The 17,133-nt window shown below is 59.1% G+C and carries 19 protein-coding genes; 9 read left to right on the top strand and 10 right to left on the bottom strand.

All coding sequences use genetic code 11. The features are described from left to right. Positions 1–116: 116 nt before the first annotated feature. Positions 117–890: a gamma-glutamyl-gamma-aminobutyrate hydrolase family protein gene (locus tag L1065_RS10955; protein WP_237095511.1), complete on the top strand. Its 774-nt coding sequence runs from the start codon at positions 117–119 to the stop codon at positions 888–890. Here the strand turns inward: L1065_RS10955 and L1065_RS10960 are convergent. The 3 genes from L1065_RS10960 to L1065_RS10970 are packed head-to-tail and all read right to left on the bottom strand — an operon-like array spanning position 887 to position 3,275. Continuing rightward, a complete protein-coding gene (locus L1065_RS10960; RefSeq protein WP_237095512.1) occupies positions 887–1,333 on the bottom strand; it encodes a GNAT family N-acetyltransferase in 447 nt (148 codons plus the stop codon). The genes L1065_RS10955 and L1065_RS10960 overlap by 4 nt on opposite strands. Then, positions 1,330–2,520 carry a kynureninase gene (gene kynU, locus L1065_RS10965; RefSeq protein ID WP_237095513.1) on the bottom strand — a complete coding sequence of 397 codons (1,191 nt, stop codon included), beginning with the start codon at positions 2,518–2,520 and terminating at the stop codon, positions 1,330–1,332. Before kynU ends, L1065_RS10960 begins: the two co-directional genes overlap by 4 nt. Further along, positions 2,517–3,275, bottom strand: coding sequence for an SDR family NAD(P)-dependent oxidoreductase (locus L1065_RS10970; RefSeq protein WP_237095514.1), 759 nt, complete (start codon positions 3,273–3,275; stop codon positions 2,517–2,519). Before L1065_RS10970 ends, kynU begins: the two co-directional genes overlap by 4 nt. Before the next feature lie 64 nt (positions 3,276–3,339). Between L1065_RS10970 and L1065_RS10975 the strand changes: the two genes are divergently transcribed. From L1065_RS10975 to L1065_RS10995, 5 genes are all read left to right on the top strand, one after another. After that, positions 3,340–3,804, top strand: coding sequence for an isoprenylcysteine carboxylmethyltransferase family protein (locus L1065_RS10975; RefSeq protein WP_237095515.1), 465 nt, complete (start codon positions 3,340–3,342; stop codon positions 3,802–3,804). Between the two features lie 136 nt (positions 3,805–3,940). Continuing rightward, positions 3,941–5,521, top strand: a complete 1,581-nt coding sequence (locus L1065_RS10980) for a Re/Si-specific NAD(P)(+) transhydrogenase subunit alpha (protein ID WP_237095516.1) — start codon at positions 3,941–3,943, stop codon at positions 5,519–5,521. 12 nt (positions 5,522–5,533) lie between these two features. Further along, positions 5,534–7,027: an NAD(P)(+) transhydrogenase (Re/Si-specific) subunit beta gene (locus tag L1065_RS10985; protein WP_237095517.1), complete on the top strand. Its 1,494-nt coding sequence runs from the start codon at positions 5,534–5,536 to the stop codon at positions 7,025–7,027. Positions 7,028–7,137: 110 nt separating this feature from the next. Then, entirely contained in the window at positions 7,138–7,503 is a 366-nt protein-coding gene (locus L1065_RS10990; RefSeq protein ID WP_237095518.1) for a hypothetical protein, read from the top strand. Positions 7,504–7,530: 27 nt separating this feature from the next. After that, the gene (locus L1065_RS10995) at positions 7,531–8,001 is read left to right on the top strand and encodes a Dps family protein (protein WP_237095519.1); all 471 of its coding nucleotides are present in this window, start codon (positions 7,531–7,533) and stop codon (positions 7,999–8,001) included. Here L1065_RS10995 and L1065_RS11000 read toward each other — a convergent pair whose 3' ends face one another. Together L1065_RS11000 and hemP are read right to left on the bottom strand one after the other, a co-directional pair. Continuing rightward, a complete protein-coding gene (locus tag L1065_RS11000; RefSeq protein WP_237095520.1) occupies positions 8,002–8,244 on the bottom strand; it encodes a DUF1289 domain-containing protein in 243 nt (80 codons plus the stop codon). Between the two features lie 2 nt (positions 8,245–8,246). Then, the gene (hemP, locus tag L1065_RS11005; protein ID WP_237095521.1) at positions 8,247–8,405 is read right to left on the bottom strand and encodes a hemin uptake protein HemP; all 159 of its coding nucleotides are present in this window, start codon (positions 8,403–8,405) and stop codon (positions 8,247–8,249) included. A gap of 189 nt (positions 8,406–8,594) precedes the next feature. Between hemP and L1065_RS11010 the strand changes: the two genes are divergently transcribed. After that, a complete protein-coding gene (locus L1065_RS11010; protein ID WP_237095522.1) occupies positions 8,595–9,875 on the top strand; it encodes a DUF3422 family protein in 1,281 nt (426 codons plus the stop codon). Positions 9,876–10,021: 146 nt separating this feature from the next. Then, positions 10,022–11,185, top strand: a complete 1,164-nt coding sequence (locus tag L1065_RS11015) for a M20 aminoacylase family protein (RefSeq protein ID WP_237095523.1) — start codon at positions 10,022–10,024, stop codon at positions 11,183–11,185. Here L1065_RS11015 and L1065_RS11020 read toward each other — a convergent pair. Genes L1065_RS11020 through moaA form a run of 3 tightly spaced genes read right to left on the bottom strand, consistent with a single transcriptional unit; the run spans position 11,177 to position 13,986 of the window. Continuing rightward, positions 11,177–12,265 carry a glycosyltransferase family 4 protein gene (locus tag L1065_RS11020; protein ID WP_237095524.1) on the bottom strand — a complete coding sequence of 363 codons (1,089 nt, stop codon included), beginning with the start codon at positions 12,263–12,265 and terminating at the stop codon, positions 11,177–11,179. The two genes, L1065_RS11015 and L1065_RS11020, sit on opposite strands and share 9 nt — an antisense overlap. After that, entirely contained in the window at positions 12,237–12,989 is a 753-nt protein-coding gene (locus L1065_RS11025; protein WP_237095525.1) for a hypothetical protein, read from the bottom strand. The genes L1065_RS11020 and L1065_RS11025 overlap by 29 nt, the downstream gene beginning before the upstream one ends. Next, entirely contained in the window at positions 12,982–13,986 is a 1,005-nt protein-coding gene (moaA, locus tag L1065_RS11030; protein ID WP_237095526.1) for a GTP 3',8-cyclase MoaA, read from the bottom strand. The genes L1065_RS11025 and moaA overlap by 8 nt, the downstream gene beginning before the upstream one ends. Positions 13,987–14,080: 94 nt before the next feature. Between moaA and L1065_RS11035 the strand changes: the two genes are divergently transcribed. After that, the gene (locus L1065_RS11035; protein ID WP_237095527.1) at positions 14,081–14,599 is read left to right on the top strand and encodes a D-galactarate dehydratase; all 519 of its coding nucleotides are present in this window, start codon (positions 14,081–14,083) and stop codon (positions 14,597–14,599) included. A 3-nt stretch (positions 14,600–14,602) separates the two neighbouring features. Here the strand turns inward: L1065_RS11035 and L1065_RS11040 are convergent, their stop codons facing one another. Then, the gene (locus tag L1065_RS11040) at positions 14,603–15,316 is read right to left on the bottom strand and encodes a DNA alkylation repair protein (protein WP_237095528.1); all 714 of its coding nucleotides are present in this window, start codon (positions 15,314–15,316) and stop codon (positions 14,603–14,605) included. Further along, positions 15,317–17,131 (bottom strand): glutamine--fructose-6-phosphate transaminase (isomerizing), encoded by a 1,815-nt coding sequence (gene glmS, locus L1065_RS11045; protein WP_237095529.1) that lies wholly within the window; start codon positions 17,129–17,131, stop codon positions 15,317–15,319. Positions 17,132–17,133 lie beyond the last annotated feature (2 nt).

The following is a 17,133-nucleotide window of genomic DNA, read 5'->3' on the forward strand; positions in this document are numbered from 1 at the left end:
GAACGCTTCGCCCATTTTTTGGGCGGAGCGTTTGTTTTTGCACAGGCCTGGTGCTCTTTCCCTTTCCTTTCAAGCTGATACATTCAACATCAACGGGAACACAGGATCCAAAGCGCATGACACGACCGATCGTCGGTATTATCGGCAATTCATATCTGATCAATGATGAATACCCCGCTCATGCCGGTGGGACCATGAACTCTGAAGCGATTGCGCAGGTATCGGGGTGTTTGCCGCTGCTAATCCCGTCTGATCCGCGGCTGGTGAGTGTGGCCGAGTTGATGGATGCCTGTGACGGTTTTCTGTTCACGGGCGGACGGCCCAATGTGCACCCCGAAGAATATGGCGAGGCCGAAACGGAAGCCCATGGGGTCTTTGATCGCGCACGCGACGCCGTTGCCTTGCCGCTGATCCGCGCCTGTGTTGAGGCGGGCCAGCCCGTCTTTGGCGTGTGCCGCGGGTTTCAGGAAGTGAATGTGGCGATGGGCGGCACGCTTTATCCCGAAATCCGCGACCTGCCCGGGCGCGACAATCACCGCATGCCCCCCGATGGCACGCTGGAAGAAAAGTTTGCGCTGCGCCACACGGTTCGCTTTACCAAAGGAGGTGTCTTTGCGCGGCTGATGGGCGCTGAAGAGGTGATGACGAACACGCTGCACGGCCAAGGCATCAAAACGGCAGGTGCGGGTGTGGTCATCGACGGCCATGCGCCCGATGGGACGCCAGAGGCGATTTATGTGGAAGGGGCCAAGGGGTTTACCCTGTCGGTGCAATGGCATCCCGAGTGGAATGCCGCCAATGATCCTGTCTCGCGGCCGCTGTTTACGGCCTTTGGCCAAGCGGTGCGGGCGTTTGCGGATGCGCGGCGGGGGCTTCGGGCCTCGGCCTAGCGGTGCAATTCCATCTGAAAATTGGTGATCCACTGGCCGTGGCGTTCGACCTTTTGGGCCGCAACCTCGTGCCAGCCGTGTTTGAGAAAAAACGGGCGTGACAGGTGACTGGCCTCAGTGGTCAGGTGGGGGGCTGTGTTATCTTGCAAGGCCGCTTGGTAGAGCATTGTGGCGATGCCTTGGCGGGCGTGGCTTGGGGCGGTGTAGAGAAAATCCAGATACCCGTGATCGGCCAGCGTGATAAAGCCACATAGGTTTGGGGCATGTGCGGTCAGGGTCATCTGCTGGCCCAGAGTGTCGGGCCAATCGGTGGGCATATCGGGCGAGGGCGCCCAAGCGTGCAAATGCCGTTTGGGGTAATCGCGGGCGGCGGTCTGGTGCACGGCCTGATAAAAGACCCCGTAGCAGGCCGCTGCATCGCAAGGCTGGTAGGGGCGGATCATGTCACGGCGTTGCGCCTGTGAAATTCGGGGGCGTCCCAGGCGCGTGTCGTCATAATGTCTACGATGATTGCGATGGCCGCATCCACATCGCCTTCGTCGATGTAAAGCGGGGTAAAGCCGAAGCGCATGATGTCGGGGGCGCGGAAATCCCCGATCAGGCCGCGGGCGATACAAGCCTGCATGGCGGCGTAGCCGTTCTCGAAATGGAAGCTGACCTGAGAGCCACGCTGCGTCGCATCGCGCGGCGAGGCGAGGGTGAGCATGGGGCAAGCGGCCTCAACCCCCGCGATGAAGCGGTCGCATAAGGTTACAGATTTTGCGCGCAGGGCTGCCATATCCACCGTGTCCCAGATATCAAGCGCGGCATCGAGCGCGGCCATCTGCAGAACGGGCGGCGTGCCCACGCGCATCCGTTCGATGCCGTGGCCTGCGGCGTAAGCGGGGGCAAAGGCGAAGGGGGCTTCGTGGCCAAGCCAGCCCGAAAGCGCGGGCAGGGCGGTGTCTGCGTGCTGCGGGGCCACATAGATGAAAGCGGGCGCGCCCGGGCCTGCGTTGAGGTATTTATAGGTGCAGCCCACGGCGAAATCGGCCCCGGCGGCACTCAGGTCGACCTCGACGGCGCCCGCGGAATGGGCCAGATCCCAGATGGTGAGGATGCCTTGCGCGTGGGCGGCTTTGGTCATGGCTGCCATGTCGTGCATGCGCCCTGTGCGATAGTCGATCTGGGTGAGCATGAGCACGCCGACGTCTTTGGTAAGGTGCTTGGCCACGTCTTGGGGCGGGACGGTTTTGAGCTGGTAGTCAGGGCCGAGCGTGCGCAGCAGCCCTTCGGCCATGTAAAGGTCGGAGGGAAAGTTGCCTGTGTCGGACAGCACCACTTTGCGCCCCGTTTTGGCAAGGGCGGCGGCGAGCGCCTGATAGACTTTGATCGAGAGCGTGTCGCCTGTGGTCACATGGCCTTTGGGCGCGCCGATCAGACGACCGATGCGGTCGCCAAGGGCGGTGGGTTGGTCCATCCAGCCTGCTTTGTTCCAGCCGGTGATCAGCATCTGCCCCCATTCGTCGGTGACTGTCTGCGCGACCCGCGCGGCGGCGGTTTTGGGCAGGGGGCCAAGGGAGTTGCCATCCAGATAGATGATGTCGTCTGGCAGGTGGAACAGGGCTTTGGTGGCGGCGAAATCCATCACACTTGCCCCCCTGCGATTTGCAGCGCCTGCCCGTTGATCGAGCCCGAGTTGGGGCCACAGAGCATGGCGGCGACGTCTGCCACCTCGTCGGCGTCGATCAGGCGTTTGTGGCGGTTGGCGCGGACCATCGTTTGTTGCGCGTCATCTTCGGTCATCCCGCTGGCGCCTGCGATGGCGCGGCTGTTACGGGTCACGATGTCGGTGTCCACATAGCCCGGACAGATCGCGTTGAAGGTGATGCCACTGGGCTGTGCGGGGCGCATGTATTCCTCGGACAGGCCGCGGATCAGCCCGATCAGCCCGTGTTTTGACGCGGTATAGGCGATGGCCCCTTTGAGGCCGCGCACACCGGCGATGGACGACACGGCAATCACGCGGCCCCAGTTGGCTGGCATGGTCTCCATACTGGCCTGAATGGTGGTGAAGGCCCCGTCGAGGTTGGTGGCCATGATCTTGCGCCAATGTTCCATATCCGCTTTGGCAAAGGCACGCCCTTCGGCGATGCCTGCGTTGGCGACACAGATGTCGATGGGGCCAAAGTGATCGGCGGCCCGCGCGATGGCGCTGCGGGTTGCGGCCTCGTCGGTGACGTCCATGGTCAGGGCGTTCATGCCTTGGCCAACGTCCTGAAGCACGTGCAGACGGCGGCCTGTGATGGTGACGGTGGCGCCATCGGCTTGCAGCCGTTTGGCAATGGCCAGTCCGATGCCAGTGCCGCCGCCTGTGACCAATGCGTGTTTGCCTGTCAGATGCATTCGATGTCCTCCCCCAGAAGTCATACCTTGTGCCAAGGGCTGCGGCAGGGCAAGACTGAACCCCATGAAGCTGACCCTACGACAAATGTTTGACATGCCGCCACTTTGGTTGCTGCTGGCCTGCGTCATCGCGTGGTGGCAAGCGCGCAATTTTACCTATGGCACCAGCTTTGGCGGCATGTGGGCCGATTTCGCAGGTGGCTTGCTGGTGGGCGGGGGTATTTTACTGATGTTGCTGGCCTTCATGGAATTTCGCACCCACAAAACCAGCGTTGTTCCGCATCAGGACGCGAACGCGCTGATCACCAGCGGGATTTACAACCGATCACGCAATCCGATTTATCTGGCCGATATGCTGATCCTGACGGGGCTGATCTTGCGGTGGGATGCGGTGCTGTCGCTGCCGCTGATTCCGATCCTGTTTTGGGTCTTGGAAACGCGATTTATCGTGCCGGAAGAGCGCCGTCTTTTGGTATCCTTTGGTATGCAATACCAGCAATATATGGACAAAACGCGACGTTGGGTGTGATTTTGGCGACGGATTGACCTGTTAGCGCCCCAACTATTGGCGCAGGTCTTGCGCAGGGGCCGTTGCCTCGCTAGTGGCGCTGGTATCTGGGCGCGCTATATGCGTGACGACGGACAAAAAAGGGGACAGGACCACCATGATCATTGGGGCACCTAAAGAGACATTCGAAGGCGAACGCCGTGTGGCGATGACGCCAGACAGTGCGCTGCAACTGCAAAAACTTGGTCATACATGCATGATCGAAACGGGCGCTGGCGCTGAGGCCGGTTTTTCCGATGCTGCCTATAAAGACGCAGGCGTTGAGGTTGTCAAAACCGCCGCGGCCCTTTGGAAAGGCGCGGATGTTGTCGCCAAAGTGCGCCCGCCATCGGACGCGGAAAGCAAAAAGCTGCGCGATGGTCAGACGCTGATTTCCTTCTTCTATCCTGCTGCCAATGAAAAGCTGATGGAGGCTGCCGCCAAGAAGGGCAGCACCGTTATCGCCATGGATATGGTGCCGCGCATCAGTCGCGCCCAGAAAATGGACGCGCTGTCGTCGATGGCCAATATCGCGGGCTACCGCGCGGTTATTGAGGCGGGCAACAACTTTGGCCGTTTCTTTACCGGTCAGGTGACAGCTGCGGGTAAGGTTCCGCCTGCGAAGGTTTTGGTTGTGGGGGCTGGCGTTGCGGGTCTGGCCGCGATCGGCACATCCACATCACTTGGCGCGATCACTTACGCCTTTGACGTGCGCCCCGAAGTGGCAGAACAGATTGAATCGATGGGCGCAGAATTTGTGTTCCTTGAGTTCGATGACAGCGAATTGCCAGATGGTGCCGAAACAGGCGGCTACGCGCCGCCCTCCAGCCCTGAATTTCAGGCCAAGCAGCTTGAGAAGTTCCGCGAGATCGCGCCTGATATGGATATCGTGATCACCACGGCGCTGATCCCCAACCGCGCGGCCCCCATCCTTTGGACCAAAGACATGGTCGAGATGATGAAGCCGGGTTCGGTTATCGTAGACCTTGCGGCCGAAAAGGGCGGCAACTGCGAGCTGACCAAGATGGACGAGAAAGTGGTCACCGACAACGGCGTGACCATCATCGGTTATACGGATTTCCCGAGCCAGATGGCCTCGCAATCCTCGACGCTTTATTCGACAAACATCCGTCACATGCTGACCGATCTGACCCCTGAAAAGGACGGTGTGATCGTGCATGACATGGAAGATGATGTGATCCGCGGTGCGACGATCACCCATGAGAAGGCCGTGACCTTCCCGCCGCCGCCCCCCAAGGTGGCTGCGATTGCGGTGCAAAAGAAAGAGCCGATCAAAGAGAAAACACCAGAAGAGATCCGCGCCGAAGAGGTTGCGGCCTTCAAAAAGCAAACCCAGACCCAAGTGGGTCTGATTGCGATTGGCGCGGCTGTGCTGTTGGGCATCGGGTCGATCCCCGGCATGCCTGCCAGCTTTATGCAGCACTTCATCGTGTTTGTGTTGTCGGTGTTCATCGGTTTCCAGGTGATCTGGAATGTGGCCCATTCGCTGCACACACCGCTGATGGCTGTCACCAACGCGATTTCGTCGATCATCATTCTGGGTGCGCTGATCCAGATCGGGTCGACATCGCTGCTGATCACGCTGCTTGCAGCGCTTGGTATTTTCATGGCCTCCGTCAATATTTTCGGTGGTTTCCTCGTGACACGGCGCATGCTCGCCATGTTCCAAAAATCGTAAGGGGCAGGGGATATGGAAAACGCATTCACCATCGCGGCCTATGTGGTCGCCGCTATTCTTTTCATTCTGTCGCTTGGCGGCTTGTCGGGTCAGGAAAGCGCAAAACGCGCGGTCTGGTATGGCATCGCGGGCATGGCGATTGCCGTGCTGGCAACACTCTTTGGTCCGGGATCGGGGATGTGGCTGCTGAGCCTGATCCTGATCGGCGGCGGTGCGGCTGTTGGATACCAACTGGCCACCAAAGTGCAGATGACGCAGATGCCCGAACTGGTGGCCATCATGCACAGTCTGGTCGGTTTGGCCGCCGTCTTTGTGGGCTTTAACGCCGACATTATGATCAACTACATCGGCAACATCTTTGTTGAAAACGGTGGCGTGTTGGGCGCGGGCAGCTTGCCTGCCGCGGCCTATGCCGAGCTGTCCACCTTCGGGCAGTTGATCGCCAAAAAATCGAGCGTCGAGATCGGTATTCTGCGCGTTGAGCTGGTGCTTGGCATCTGGATCGGTGCTGTGACCTTCACGGGCTCGGTCATCGCTTATGCCAAACTGGCAGGTGGGTCGTCGATGTTGCCGTTCAAAGTGGACACGGGCGCAAACAAGCTGCCGGGTGGTCACTATCTGAACGCGGCAGCGGCGGCTTTGTCGGTGCTGTTGTTGGTGCTTTATCTGGGCGGGTCTGGGTCGTGGGCGCTTGTCCTGTTGACCATTGCGGGTCTGTTCATCGGCTATCACCTGATCATGGGGATCGGCGGCGCGGACATGCCTGTGGTTGTGTCGATGCTGAACTCCTATTCGGGGTGGGCTGCGGCGGCAATCGGCTTCTCGCTTGGCAATGATCTGTTGATTGTTGTGGGTGCACTGGTCGGCTCGTCGGGGGCGATCTTGTCCTACATCATGTGTAAAGCGATGAACCGTTCGTTCGTGTCTGTCATCTTGGGCGGCTTTGGTGGCCCTGCAGGTGAGCAGATGGCCGTTGAGGGCGAGCAAGTCGCCATCGAGGCAGACGGTGTGGCCGCGGCGCTGAACGACGCGGACAGCGTTGTCATCATCCCGGGCTACGGCATGGCGGTGGCGCAGGCGCAAACGGGCGTGGCCGAACTGGTGCGCAAACTGCGCGCCAAGGGCAAGACCGTGCGCTTTGCGATCCACCCTGTTGCGGGCCGTTTGCCCGGTCACATGAACGTGCTGCTGGCGGAGGCCAAGGTGCCCTATGACATCGTTCTGGAGATGGATGAGATCAACGATGATTTCCCTGATACAGATGTGGCCATCGTGATCGGGTCGAACGACATCGTGAACCCTGCGGCGCAGGACGATCCCAACAGCCCCATTGCTGGTATGCCCGTTCTGGAATGCTGGAAAGCCAAGCAGGTGTTTGTGTCCAAACGTGGTCAAGGCACAGGCTATTCAGGCATCGAAAACCCGCTGTTCTTTAAAGAGAACACACGGATGTTTTATGGCGATGCAAAAGCCAGCTTGGACAAGTTGTTGCCGATGATTGATTAACGAAGGTGGATTCAAATCCACCTTACCTTTAAGGCCGCGCCACTCTGGCGCGGCCTTTTTTGGTTTTGTCCGTTGAAGATCTGTTTATTTCCGACTATATTTGTCAGGAAATGAAAAATGAAGCAAAAACCCTTTTTGTCATCCGCACCTTAGGACGCCAGCTCTGTCTGCATCCCGTACGGCATGACGAGTCCCCGCTGGCCGTTTTCATGGCGCGTTTGCCCCAAGCCATCGGGCGCCGCATGGTCTTTTTCCGGCTCTGTGACGGAGAGCGGTCGTTTGACGAAACGTGGCTTTTGAACCTGTTTGACGCAATTATGTCAGCGGATGCAGAGCGTTACACCTTTGCTATGCGCAGTCGTATGAGCCGCGCGCAAGCGGGCGCATTGCATGTTCTGGCCTGTCAGGCGGCTTCTCGACTGGACAGTCCACTGCGAGAGCTTAGTTTAAGCCCTAAGCAAGCCATCGCCAGCTGATAATTTTTGATTTGAAGGACCTACGATATGACACAACCTGCAACCGACCTCAGTCCGTCAGCCCGAGAAGCGATTGTAGAAGCGCTGAACCAATCCGTCGCAGAAACAGCCGTGACAACAATGCTGGCCCAGAATTTCCATTGGAACGTGACGGGCATGGCGTTTGGTCCGCTGCACGCGCTGTTCCAAGAGATTTACGAGGATCACTTTGTGGCGCAGGATGATTTGGCCGAGCGGATTAAGGCCTTGGACGGTCACGCTGACGGAATGCTGTCGGGGATGCTGAAGCGCTCGAAAGTGAGTGAGCATGACGGCCATGCGGATGACAAAACCATGGTCGCAGCGATGCAGGCGGCGCAGGAAACGCTTGCCGCCACTTTGGCGGCTGCGGGTGCATTAGCGGCTGAACATGGTGACACGCTGACCGAAGATCTGGCCATTGCGCGGGGGCAGACCCATGAAAAGTTTGCATGGATGCTGCGCGCTCACCTGCGCTGATTATTTGAACGGGTAAGACACGCCTTTTTTGGCGCATTTTTTGGCGTAGGCTGGAGGCCACGCTTTGAATTTGCCCATACTCTCTTGTTGAAGCACCAGCATGTCGACAAAGGCTTGCTGGTGTTTTGCTTTTTTGAGCGATTTGAACAGGGACTTTTGCGCCTTAGTCATGGCGCAGCCGATACAGTGGCCTTGGCGTTTGTATTTGCACACATCAATACAGGGGGACGGGACTTTGGCCATGGCTACTTTGTCAGGATCAGTTTGCCGTTGCGGGTCAGGCGCAGCATATACAACATACCGTCCAACATCAGCCCAACACGGGTCGCGTCTCCAAGCAGCTCGCGCGCGTCGATCAGTTTGATCTGCGGGTCAGGGTCAGGGTGTAACGTAGGTTCGTCCATACCTATAATCTGACAAAAACTGTCAGGATATGCAAGCGTGTTTCCTTATCTTGGTGCAAATGGTTGCCGATAGGTGGAAGCGCATACATTGGCACACTGTAAACCCCTTGAAACATTGCATTTTGTGGATTTACCCAGAGAACGGATGCCCTATGTTACAAATACGCAGGCAAGGAGGGCACCCACGTCATGAGCCCGATTGAAGACCATCCGTTACGCTATCCGCTGGCAAATGAGTTGCACGCGCGTCCGTTTCCATCGCTCGAAGCGCCATGTATGGCGGCTTATCTGGCAGTCAAGCAGCCCAAAGATGCCGTGGCCCGTGACCGTGATGCCGACCGCGCCCATCTGATTGCCCTTTTGGACCGTTACGGCGCACCGCACCCGCAGCCAGATGCGACACATTATTTTGGCAAGTTGGGACGCTACACGCTGAAATGGGAGCAGCATACAGAATTTGTGACCTATACCGCTTTCGAGGACGGGTTGAGCGATAAACCCTTTGATCCCAGTGGGTTCGACGTCTTTCCGAATGATTGGCTGGCGTCCAGCCCCGGAGCGCGGATCACCTCGGCCCTCATCAGGGTGGATCTGCGCAAGCCTGAGAACGGGATCAGTGAGAAGATCAAAGACTGGTTTGTCGCAGAAAGCCTTGCGGTGAGTTCGGTGCTGGACGACACGGCGGTGATTGCGGGGGATTTTCGGATTGATCCTGCGGGTCACATGCGCTTTGCGGCTTTCGTGAACCCCGACACCGGGGCGCGTCGCATTGGACGGATTGTCCAACGGCTGTGCGAAATCGAGACCTACAAAAGCATGTCGATGCTTGGCCTGGCGCGTGTCCGTGACATGAGCGGACGCATGGGCGCCTTGGAGGCGGATTTGTCCAAATTGGTGGGTGAGATGACGTCGCAAGGGATCCGGCCCGATCATACGCTGAATTCATTGCTCGCAATCTCGGCCGAATTGGAAAACCTTATTGCGAAATCGACCTTCCGCTTTGGCGCGACAGGGGCTTATGAGGCGATTGTGAATCAACGAATTGATGTGCTGCGCGAGGATCGCTTTGAGGGGCGCCAGACCTTTGCTGAATTCATGATGCGCCGGTTTGATCCTGCCATGCGGACGGTCAAATCCACAGAAAACCGGTTACAGGCGATGGCGGGGCGCGCGGTACGTGCAGCCGAACTGCTGCGCACTCGCGTCGATGTGGACCGATCCGCACAGAACCAGTCCTTGCTTGAAAGCATGGACGAACGGGCCGATCTGCAGCTGCGCTTGCAAAAAACCGTTGAGGGTTTGTCGGTTGTTGCGATCAGCTATTACGCCGTAAACCTTGTGCTTTATGTGCTTGGGCCGGTGGGCGCGACGGTGGGAGTTTCGAAAATTCTGCTGGCGGCCCTTGCCACGCCTGTTGTGATCCTCGGGGTTTGGTGGATGGTGCGATCTATTCGCAAGCGGATGGAGTGAAGAAAAGTCTTCTGGGAAGACTTTTCGGGTGGCAGATTTTTCTGGAAAAATCTGGCCTGCGGCGCGGATATTTTTGAACAAAAGAAATATGGGGCTTGTGCGTGAAATAACGGGGCTTCATCTTGAGAGGGAGGAGGCGCGTTCTGATGCCGATAAAAAACCGTTTTTCCGAGATGTTGCCAGAGATCACCGCTTGGCGCCGTGATTTGCATGAAAACCCGGAATTGATGTTTGATACCCACCGCACCGCAGGGATTGTGGCTGAAAAGCTGCGGGCCTTTGACTGTGACGAGGTGGTTGAAGGCATCGGACGCACAGGCGTTGTGGGAGTGATCAAGGGGCGTGCGGACACGAAGGGTCGGGTCGTCGGGTTGCGCGCGGATATGGATGCGCTGCCGATTTTGGAAGCGACGGGGTTGGCCTATGCCAGCAAAACAGAGGGCAAGATGCACGCGTGCGGCCATGACGGGCATACGGCCATGCTGCTTGGGGCGGCGAAATATCTGGCCGAGACCCGCAATTTTGATGGCACCGTTGTGGTGATCTTTCAGCCGGCCGAAGAAGGCGGCGGCGGCGGGCGCGAGATGGTCAACGATGGCATGATGGAGCGGTGGAACATTCAAGAAGTGTACGGCATGCACAATTGGCCCGGTGTTGAGGCTGGTACATTTTCGATCCGGTCGGGGCCGTTTTTTGCAGCCGCTGACAACTGGACAATTGAGGTCAAGGGCGCGGGGGGGCATGCCGCCAAACCGCATGAGACGGTCGATACCACTGTGATGGCCAGCCATATTGTGATCGCGTTGCAAACCATCGCGAGCCGCAATGTGGATCCAACCAAGCAGGTGGTTGTCTCAGTGACCAGTTTCGAGACCGAAAGCAAGGCGCATAATGTGATCCCGTCGGCTGTGACGCTGAAAGGCACGGTGCGCACGCTGGATGAGGGCGTGCGCGATCTGGCCGAGGCGCGTTTGGGCGACATTGCCCGCGGGGTTGCAGCGACATTTGGGGGCACCGCCGAGGTGGATTACCTGCGCAACTACCCGGTGATGGCCAATCACGACGCCGAAACCGATCACGCAGCGGCGGCGGCGCGCGCGGTATCGGGGCAATGCGCGGATGCGCCGTTGATCATGGGTGGCGAGGACTTTGCGTTTTTGCTCAATGCGCGCCCTGGGGCGTATATTTTGATGGGCAACGGGGACAGCGCGCCCGTGCATCATCCCGAGTACAACTTTAATGACGAGGCCATCCCTGCGGGCTGTTCGTGGTGGGCCGAAGTGGCCGAGCAACGGATGCCACTAGGGTAAAAGGTCTTTATAAACCTTTGTGATTGCAGTGGATTCCGCCTCAATGGATAATTGATCCACGATAGAGCGGCGCGCTGTTTGATCGGCGCCCGCAGGCTTGGATAGGGCCGATGCAAGCGCCGATCCGAGGGCACCTACGTCGCGCGGATTGACCAACTGGCCCTGACCGCTGGCGGCGATCAATTCGGGGGCGTAGCCTGTTTTGGTGGCGATCACGGGCAGGGCGCAGGCCATCGCTTCGGCCACGGTCAGACCGAACCCTTCTTTCCACGATGGCGCGACATAGAGATCAAGCGCACGGTAATAGGCGGCGATTTGCGTGGCGGGGACTTCTGGAATGAGATGAATGCGGGCCAGCAGCCCGCGTGTTTTGAGGGTTTCAAGTTTGGCTTGGACAAACGCGTCGTGTTTGCCCAAGGCTGCCCCGATCAGCACCACATGGGCCTGCGGGTGATCTGGCAAAACAGCCGCCAGTGCATCGATCAGATCGCCGGTGCCCTTGTCTTCGCGCAGCCGTCCAAAGCAGCCCAAAAGGGTGACACCCTGGGGCAACCCCAGATGCCCCCGCAGGTCGTGCTTTTCTGAGACTGACGCAGGCGTGAATGTGGCCACATTAATGCCGTGCGGAATGACAGTGCAAGGCAGGCCCGCCCGTTCGGCTGCCGCAGGCGAGACCGCGATCAAAGCTGCACAGCGGCGCATCAAAAATCGCGTGATCCAACTGGGCGGGCTTTGCTTGGCGTAGGTGAACACAAGGTTCAGCCGCCGCCGCAAAAGCCATTTATAGGCCAGCCCTGCGATCAATTCATTGTTGCGCCGCGCGTGCCAGATACGCGGCGTGTTGGGCAAGGACACAAGGGCACGGCGATCCAGATGCGGAATACCGTCAAACGAGACGGTGCCATAGCTCGCCAGCGCCACCTGCTGCGCCACAAGGGGCACCACCGCCTTGAAACTGGTGGTCACGCCTGTCTGGCGGCGCTTCATATGGGGGGTAATGACGTCGATACGCGGGCTCATGCCAGCGGCTATATCAGGGCAGAGGCGGGCATCAAAGCTGCAAGTGGATGTGATCGTCATGCCGCGCGGCGCGGCATCCTTGAAACCGTAGTTTTGGGTGGCTGGCGCCAAGTTGGTCGGTCAGATGCGGCTCAAGGAACACCTTGCCGACACGCGCGTCTTGGGTCAGCGCGGTCATCACGGTGCGCATGCGCGGCAGATCAAGCGCATAATCCGCCCAGAGCGGTTGCACCACCCCCATATCCCACCTCAGGCTTGGCCAGACTTTGGGGCAATCGGTGGGGCCGTCTTCAAACGCAAAATACCCGATTGGAGAGCGCATCGCCCCGCGCAGATAGCCAGTTTCATCTGCATAAAAGAACGCCAGATCGACCTTGTCGCCGTCATCATGGCTGAGATGCGGCAACAGGGGAAAGCCGTCGAGGAACGGGAAATTCGCATCCAGAACAAGAGTTTGGGTGTTCGGATGGGCGTCCGTCATCGTGGATGCAAGGTCGCTCAGCAGGTCTTTGACGGGCGGGCTGACGTATTGACGGTTCAAGGCGCAATAGAGCGGGCTCGCGACCTTCAGATCACGATCGCCCAGACACGGCAGGGCGGTGCGGCCAAAGTGCGGGGCCACGATCAAAGCGGTGATCGACAGGGCGGTATATAGAAGCCCAAATGCCAGAAGGCGGCGGCGGAAAAACAGCGAGATCACATAAGCCACGCCGCCCAGTTGTGTCAGGATTGTCAGCAAGACGGCGACGCCGATGCGCCACAAAATCCGCAAAAGCCTAGCCACCTGTATGGCTCATGTGGCGGGCGACCTGGCCTTCGACCGTTTGGCGCGAATAGTCGAAATCATGGCCCTTGGGTTTCAGTCCGATGGCGGCGCGAATGGCGTCATCCAACAGCGTGTCATCGTCGCTGGCCCGCAGGGGCGCGCGCAGATCAGACATGCCGTCTTGGCCAAGGCATGTGTAAATCTCGCCTGTGCAGGTCACGCGCACACGGTTGCAGCTTTCGCAGAAATTATGGCTGAGCGGGGTGATGAACCCGATCTTCTGACCCGTTTCTTGCAGCTGCACATAGCGGGCAGGGCCGCCTGTGCGCTCGGCCAGATCAATCAGCGTGTAGTGTTTGGCCAGTTCGGCCCGCAGATCCTTGAGCGACCAGAACTGTCCGATGCGGTTTTCATTGCCGATGTCGCCCATCGGCATGACCTCGATCCACGTCATATCCATGTCGTGTTCGGCGCAGTATTGGGCCAGCGTCAAAAGCTCGCTTTCGTTGAAGCCTTTGAGCGCGACCGCGTTCAGCTTGACCCGCAGCCCCGCTTTTTGCGCAGCCTCCAGACCGCGCAGCACTTGGGGCAGGCGGCCCCAACGGGTGACTTCGGCAAATTTGGCTTCATCCAGCGTATCAAGGCTGACGTTGATGCGCCGCACCCCGCAATCGGCAAGGGCTTGGGCGTATTTTTCCAGCTGGCTGCCGTTGGTGGTCAGCGTCAGTTCGTCCAGATCACCGCTGGCCAGATGGCGCGACATGGCCTCGAAAAACGTCATGATGCCTTTGCGCACCAAAGGCTCGCCGCCGGTGATGCGCAGTTTGCGCACGCCCATGGCGATAAATCGCGTGCACAGGCGGTCCAGTTCTTCCAGCGTCAGCAGGTCTTTTTTGGGAAGGAACGTCATGTTTTCCGACATGCAATAGACGCAGCGAAAATCGCAACGGTCGGTCACGGACAGGCGCAGATAGGTGATTGCGCGAGCGAACGGATCAATCAAAGGGCTTTCCATATATTCAGGTTATGTGTTGCGAGGTTTCGCCACAAGAGACTTTCGCACCAGATCGGGGATTGCAGCGCCGCAGGTGGGCGCGTAGCGTGGCGCAATGAAATACGCAGTGATGATCATGAGTTTGGGTTTGGCAGGGTGCGCACAACTGGCCCCGCAAACCGCAGTCGACAGCGCACCCAATGTAGAGGACGCAGCCCAAAGCGATAGTACCCGCCCGCAGGCGCGACCCGCGGCGCTGAATACATCCGTGCCAAAGCCACCGCCGCCGCCCACATCGGCCCGCACGGTTGAGCAGTTTGATACATCAACAGCACAGGAACGCGCAGAGGTGGTGCAGGCCGCAGCCAAACCACCCGAAGACACGACCGAACGCGCCTTGGGCAGCACAATCGCCACTCTGGGGTCGCCCACGGACCCCGGGTTCTGGCTGGCGACACCTTTGGTCAGCGAAGTCGCAGAAGGGCGCGTGACCTATCAGGGCAAATCGGTGGTGGTTGAGTTGCGCCCCATCGACGGGCCTGCCACGGCAGGGTCACGCCTGTCGCTTCCTGCGATGCGCCTGATCGGTGCCCCACTGACAGGATTGCCAGAGGTTCAGGTATTCCGCCGTTAGGCTCTATTTGCCTCTGAACAAGCGCGCATAATCCTGCGCGGCCAGTTTGCGCGAGGCTTCCTTGCGGGCAAAGGGCTTCATCTGATCGCCATGCTGCGCCAGAAACGCATGCACACGCGCGCTGTCGTGTTTGCTCAGCTCGCGCAGCCACCAAGCCACGGCCTTTTGCATGAACCAGTCAGGATCGCCCACATAACCCGCGGCCCACCCAAGCACACGGTCGCGGACAGCTTCGTCTTGGGGTTTGGGGTTGTTCTGCTTGGTCCATGGCAGGGTCATCACAAGTGTGGCGCGGCGCGACCACATATGATCAGAGCTGGTCCAGCCGTCGACAGTGTCCAGCCGCGACGGATCCCAAACAAGGCGTTTGGCGCCCGCCCCGCACACCGCATCGGCGATGGCCCAACTGTCAAACTGCGGCACCCACGCGCAGATCAAATCCCACGCGCCTGTGTCATCGGGGCGGATACGCGCCTGCGTCAGCAACTTGGCCGCCGCGATACGCGCTTCAAAGATGTTGGTGTCCCAAAGGCCATTGGCGAGGACCAATCGGCCATCCAGATCACAGGCGCTGCGCCAGTCTTTGCAAAGCGCATCAATCGCGGGGGTCGGCACGCCCAGATAGGGGCGGTCGATCTTGTGATAGGTCTCCAGCCCGATCGCCTTGGCGGGATCAGCGTGCCCTTCCAGCGCGGCAATGGCGGCGTCGGGGGTCATCTATTCCACCGTCACGGATTTGGCCAGATTGCGCGGCTGGTCCACATCGGTGCCTTTGGCAATCGCCGTGTGATAGGCCAGAAGTTGGGCCGGGATCGCATAGAGCATCGGGGCAAAAGCGTCGGCCACCTCGGGCATGATGATCGTCTCCCACACGCCGTTGCCTGCTTCTTCGGCCCCTTTTTCGTCGGTCACCAACAGGACCTTGCCGCCCCGTGCCATGACCTCTTGCATGTTGCTGATGGTTTTTTCGAACAAACTGTCGCGCGGCGCAAAAACGATCACAGGCGTCTTTTTGTCGACCAGCGCGATGGGGCCGTGCTTCAGTTCACCTGATGCATAGCCTTCGGCGTGTATATAGCTGATTTCCTTGAGTTTTAATGCACCCTCAAGGGCCAGTGCAAACATCGGGCCGCGCCCCAAAAACAAGATATCGGTGGCTTGGGCCAGCTTGCGGCTCACCTTTTGTGCGGGCGTCGTATCGGCCAGCGCGTGGTTCATCAGCCCCGGAATTTCGCGCAGATGCATCAGGTTTTGCGCCAGATGTTCATCGTCCAGATGCCCGCGTTGATGGGCGGCTTTCAGTGCCATGACCATCAAAACGGTCAACTGGCAGGTGAAGCCCTTGGTCGATGCCACGCTGATTTCGGTGCCTGCCAGAATGGGCAGCGACACATCGGCCTCGCGGCTGATCGAGCTTTCGGGCACGTTCACCACACTGACGATCTGATCGGCGTGATCTTTGGCGTATCGCAGCGCGGCCAGCGTATCGGCGGTTTCACCGGACTGGCTGACAAAAAGCGCCACAGTGCCTTTGGTCATCGGCGGTTCGCGGTAACGGAATTCAGAGGCGACATCCACTTCGACGGGCAGGCGGGCAATCTGTTCGAACCAGTATTTCGCGGTCAGACAGGCCAGATAGGCCGTGCCGCAGGCGACCATCGTGATGCGGTCAATTTTGGTGAAATCCAGATCTTCTGGCAGGTCGATTTTTCCGCCCCGCAAATAGTGGTTCAGCGCGTTGCCAATGACCGAGGGCTGTTCGGCGATTTCCTTGGCCATGAAGTGTTTGTGACCGCCTTTTTCCACCTGTGCGGTGTCAATCTGGATGGTCTTGACGGCGCGGTTGGCCAACGCCCCATTGGCATCGCGAATTTCAAGCGATGTGCGGGTCAAAACGGCCCAATCGCCCTCTTCAAGATAGGTGATCTGGTTGGTCATGGGGGCCAATGCGATGGCGTCCGAGCCCACAAACATTTCGCCGTCCCCATGGCCGATTGCCAGCGGAGAGCCCTTACGCGCGGCGATCATCAAATCCTCTTCCCCGTGGAACAAAAAGCACAAGGCAAACGCGCCGTGCAATCGCCCGATTGTGGCCTCTGCCGCTTGGGTGGGGGACATGCCCTGGGCCATGTGATGTTCTGTCAGCAGCGCAACGGTTTCGGTGTCGGTATCTGTTTCATAGCCCATGCCAGCGGCGGCCAATTCGGCGCGCAGGTCTTTGAAATTCTCGACGATACCGTTGTGAACGACCGCAACACGGCCTGCCAGATGGGGGTGCGCATTCTTGACCGAAGGCTCGCCGTGCGTGGCCCAACGGGTGTGGCCGATCCCTGACTTGCCAGCCAGCGGTTCATGCACCAAAAGATCGGCAAGGTTGACCAGTTTGCCCACAGCACGGCGGCGATCCAGCACGCCGTCTTTGACCGTGGCAATGCCCGCGCTGTCGTAGCCGCGATATTCCAAACGCCGCAGCGCATCGACCAAAATTGGGGCCGCTTCGTGGTTGCCCAACACACCTACAATACCGCACATAT

The sequence above is a fragment of the Nereida sp. MMG025 genome (genome assembly GCF_021654165.1).
GTDB lineage: Bacteria > Pseudomonadota > Alphaproteobacteria > Rhodobacterales > Rhodobacteraceae > Nereida.

What these genes read in the sequence shown, in the direction of transcription:
- L1065_RS10985 (WP_237095517.1), top strand. Translation starts at nt 5,534, where the DNA reads ATGGAAAACGCATTCACCATCGCGGCCTATGTGGTCGCCGCTATTCTT.
- L1065_RS11010 (WP_237095522.1), top strand. Translation starts at nt 8,595, where the DNA reads ATGAGCCCGATTGAAGACCATCCGTTACGCTATCCGCTGGCAAATGAG.
- L1065_RS11040 (WP_237095528.1), bottom strand. Translation starts at nt 15,316, where the DNA reads ATGACCCCCGACGCCGCCATTGCCGCGCTGGAAGGGCACGCTGATCCC.
- moaA (WP_237095526.1), bottom strand. Translation starts at nt 13,986, where the DNA reads ATGGAAAGCCCTTTGATTGATCCGTTCGCTCGCGCAATCACCTATCTG.
- hemP (WP_237095521.1), bottom strand. Translation starts at nt 8,405, where the DNA reads ATGGACGAACCTACGTTACACCCTGACCCTGACCCGCAGATCAAACTG.
- L1065_RS11020 (WP_237095524.1), bottom strand. Translation starts at nt 12,265, where the DNA reads ATGACGATCACATCCACTTGCAGCTTTGATGCCCGCCTCTGCCCTGAT.
- L1065_RS10975 (WP_237095515.1), top strand. Translation starts at nt 3,340, where the DNA reads ATGAAGCTGACCCTACGACAAATGTTTGACATGCCGCCACTTTGGTTG.
- L1065_RS10980 (WP_237095516.1), top strand. Translation starts at nt 3,941, where the DNA reads ATGATCATTGGGGCACCTAAAGAGACATTCGAAGGCGAACGCCGTGTG.
- L1065_RS11035 (WP_237095527.1), top strand. Translation starts at nt 14,081, where the DNA reads ATGAAATACGCAGTGATGATCATGAGTTTGGGTTTGGCAGGGTGCGCA.
- L1065_RS10960 (WP_237095512.1), bottom strand. Translation starts at nt 1,333, where the DNA reads ATGATCCGCCCCTACCAGCCTTGCGATGCAGCGGCCTGCTACGGGGTC.
- L1065_RS11015 (WP_237095523.1), top strand. Translation starts at nt 10,022, where the DNA reads ATGCCGATAAAAAACCGTTTTTCCGAGATGTTGCCAGAGATCACCGCT.
- L1065_RS10955 (WP_237095511.1), top strand. Translation starts at nt 117, where the DNA reads ATGACACGACCGATCGTCGGTATTATCGGCAATTCATATCTGATCAAT.
- L1065_RS11000 (WP_237095520.1), bottom strand. Translation starts at nt 8,244, where the DNA reads ATGGCCAAAGTCCCGTCCCCCTGTATTGATGTGTGCAAATACAAACGC.
- L1065_RS10970 (WP_237095514.1), bottom strand. Translation starts at nt 3,275, where the DNA reads ATGCATCTGACAGGCAAACACGCATTGGTCACAGGCGGCGGCACTGGC.
- L1065_RS10995 (WP_237095519.1), top strand. Translation starts at nt 7,531, where the DNA reads ATGACACAACCTGCAACCGACCTCAGTCCGTCAGCCCGAGAAGCGATT.
- glmS (WP_237095529.1), bottom strand. Translation starts at nt 17,131, where the DNA reads ATGTGCGGTATTGTAGGTGTGTTGGGCAACCACGAAGCGGCCCCAATT.
- L1065_RS10990 (WP_237095518.1), top strand. Translation starts at nt 7,138, where the DNA reads ATGAAAAATGAAGCAAAAACCCTTTTTGTCATCCGCACCTTAGGACGC.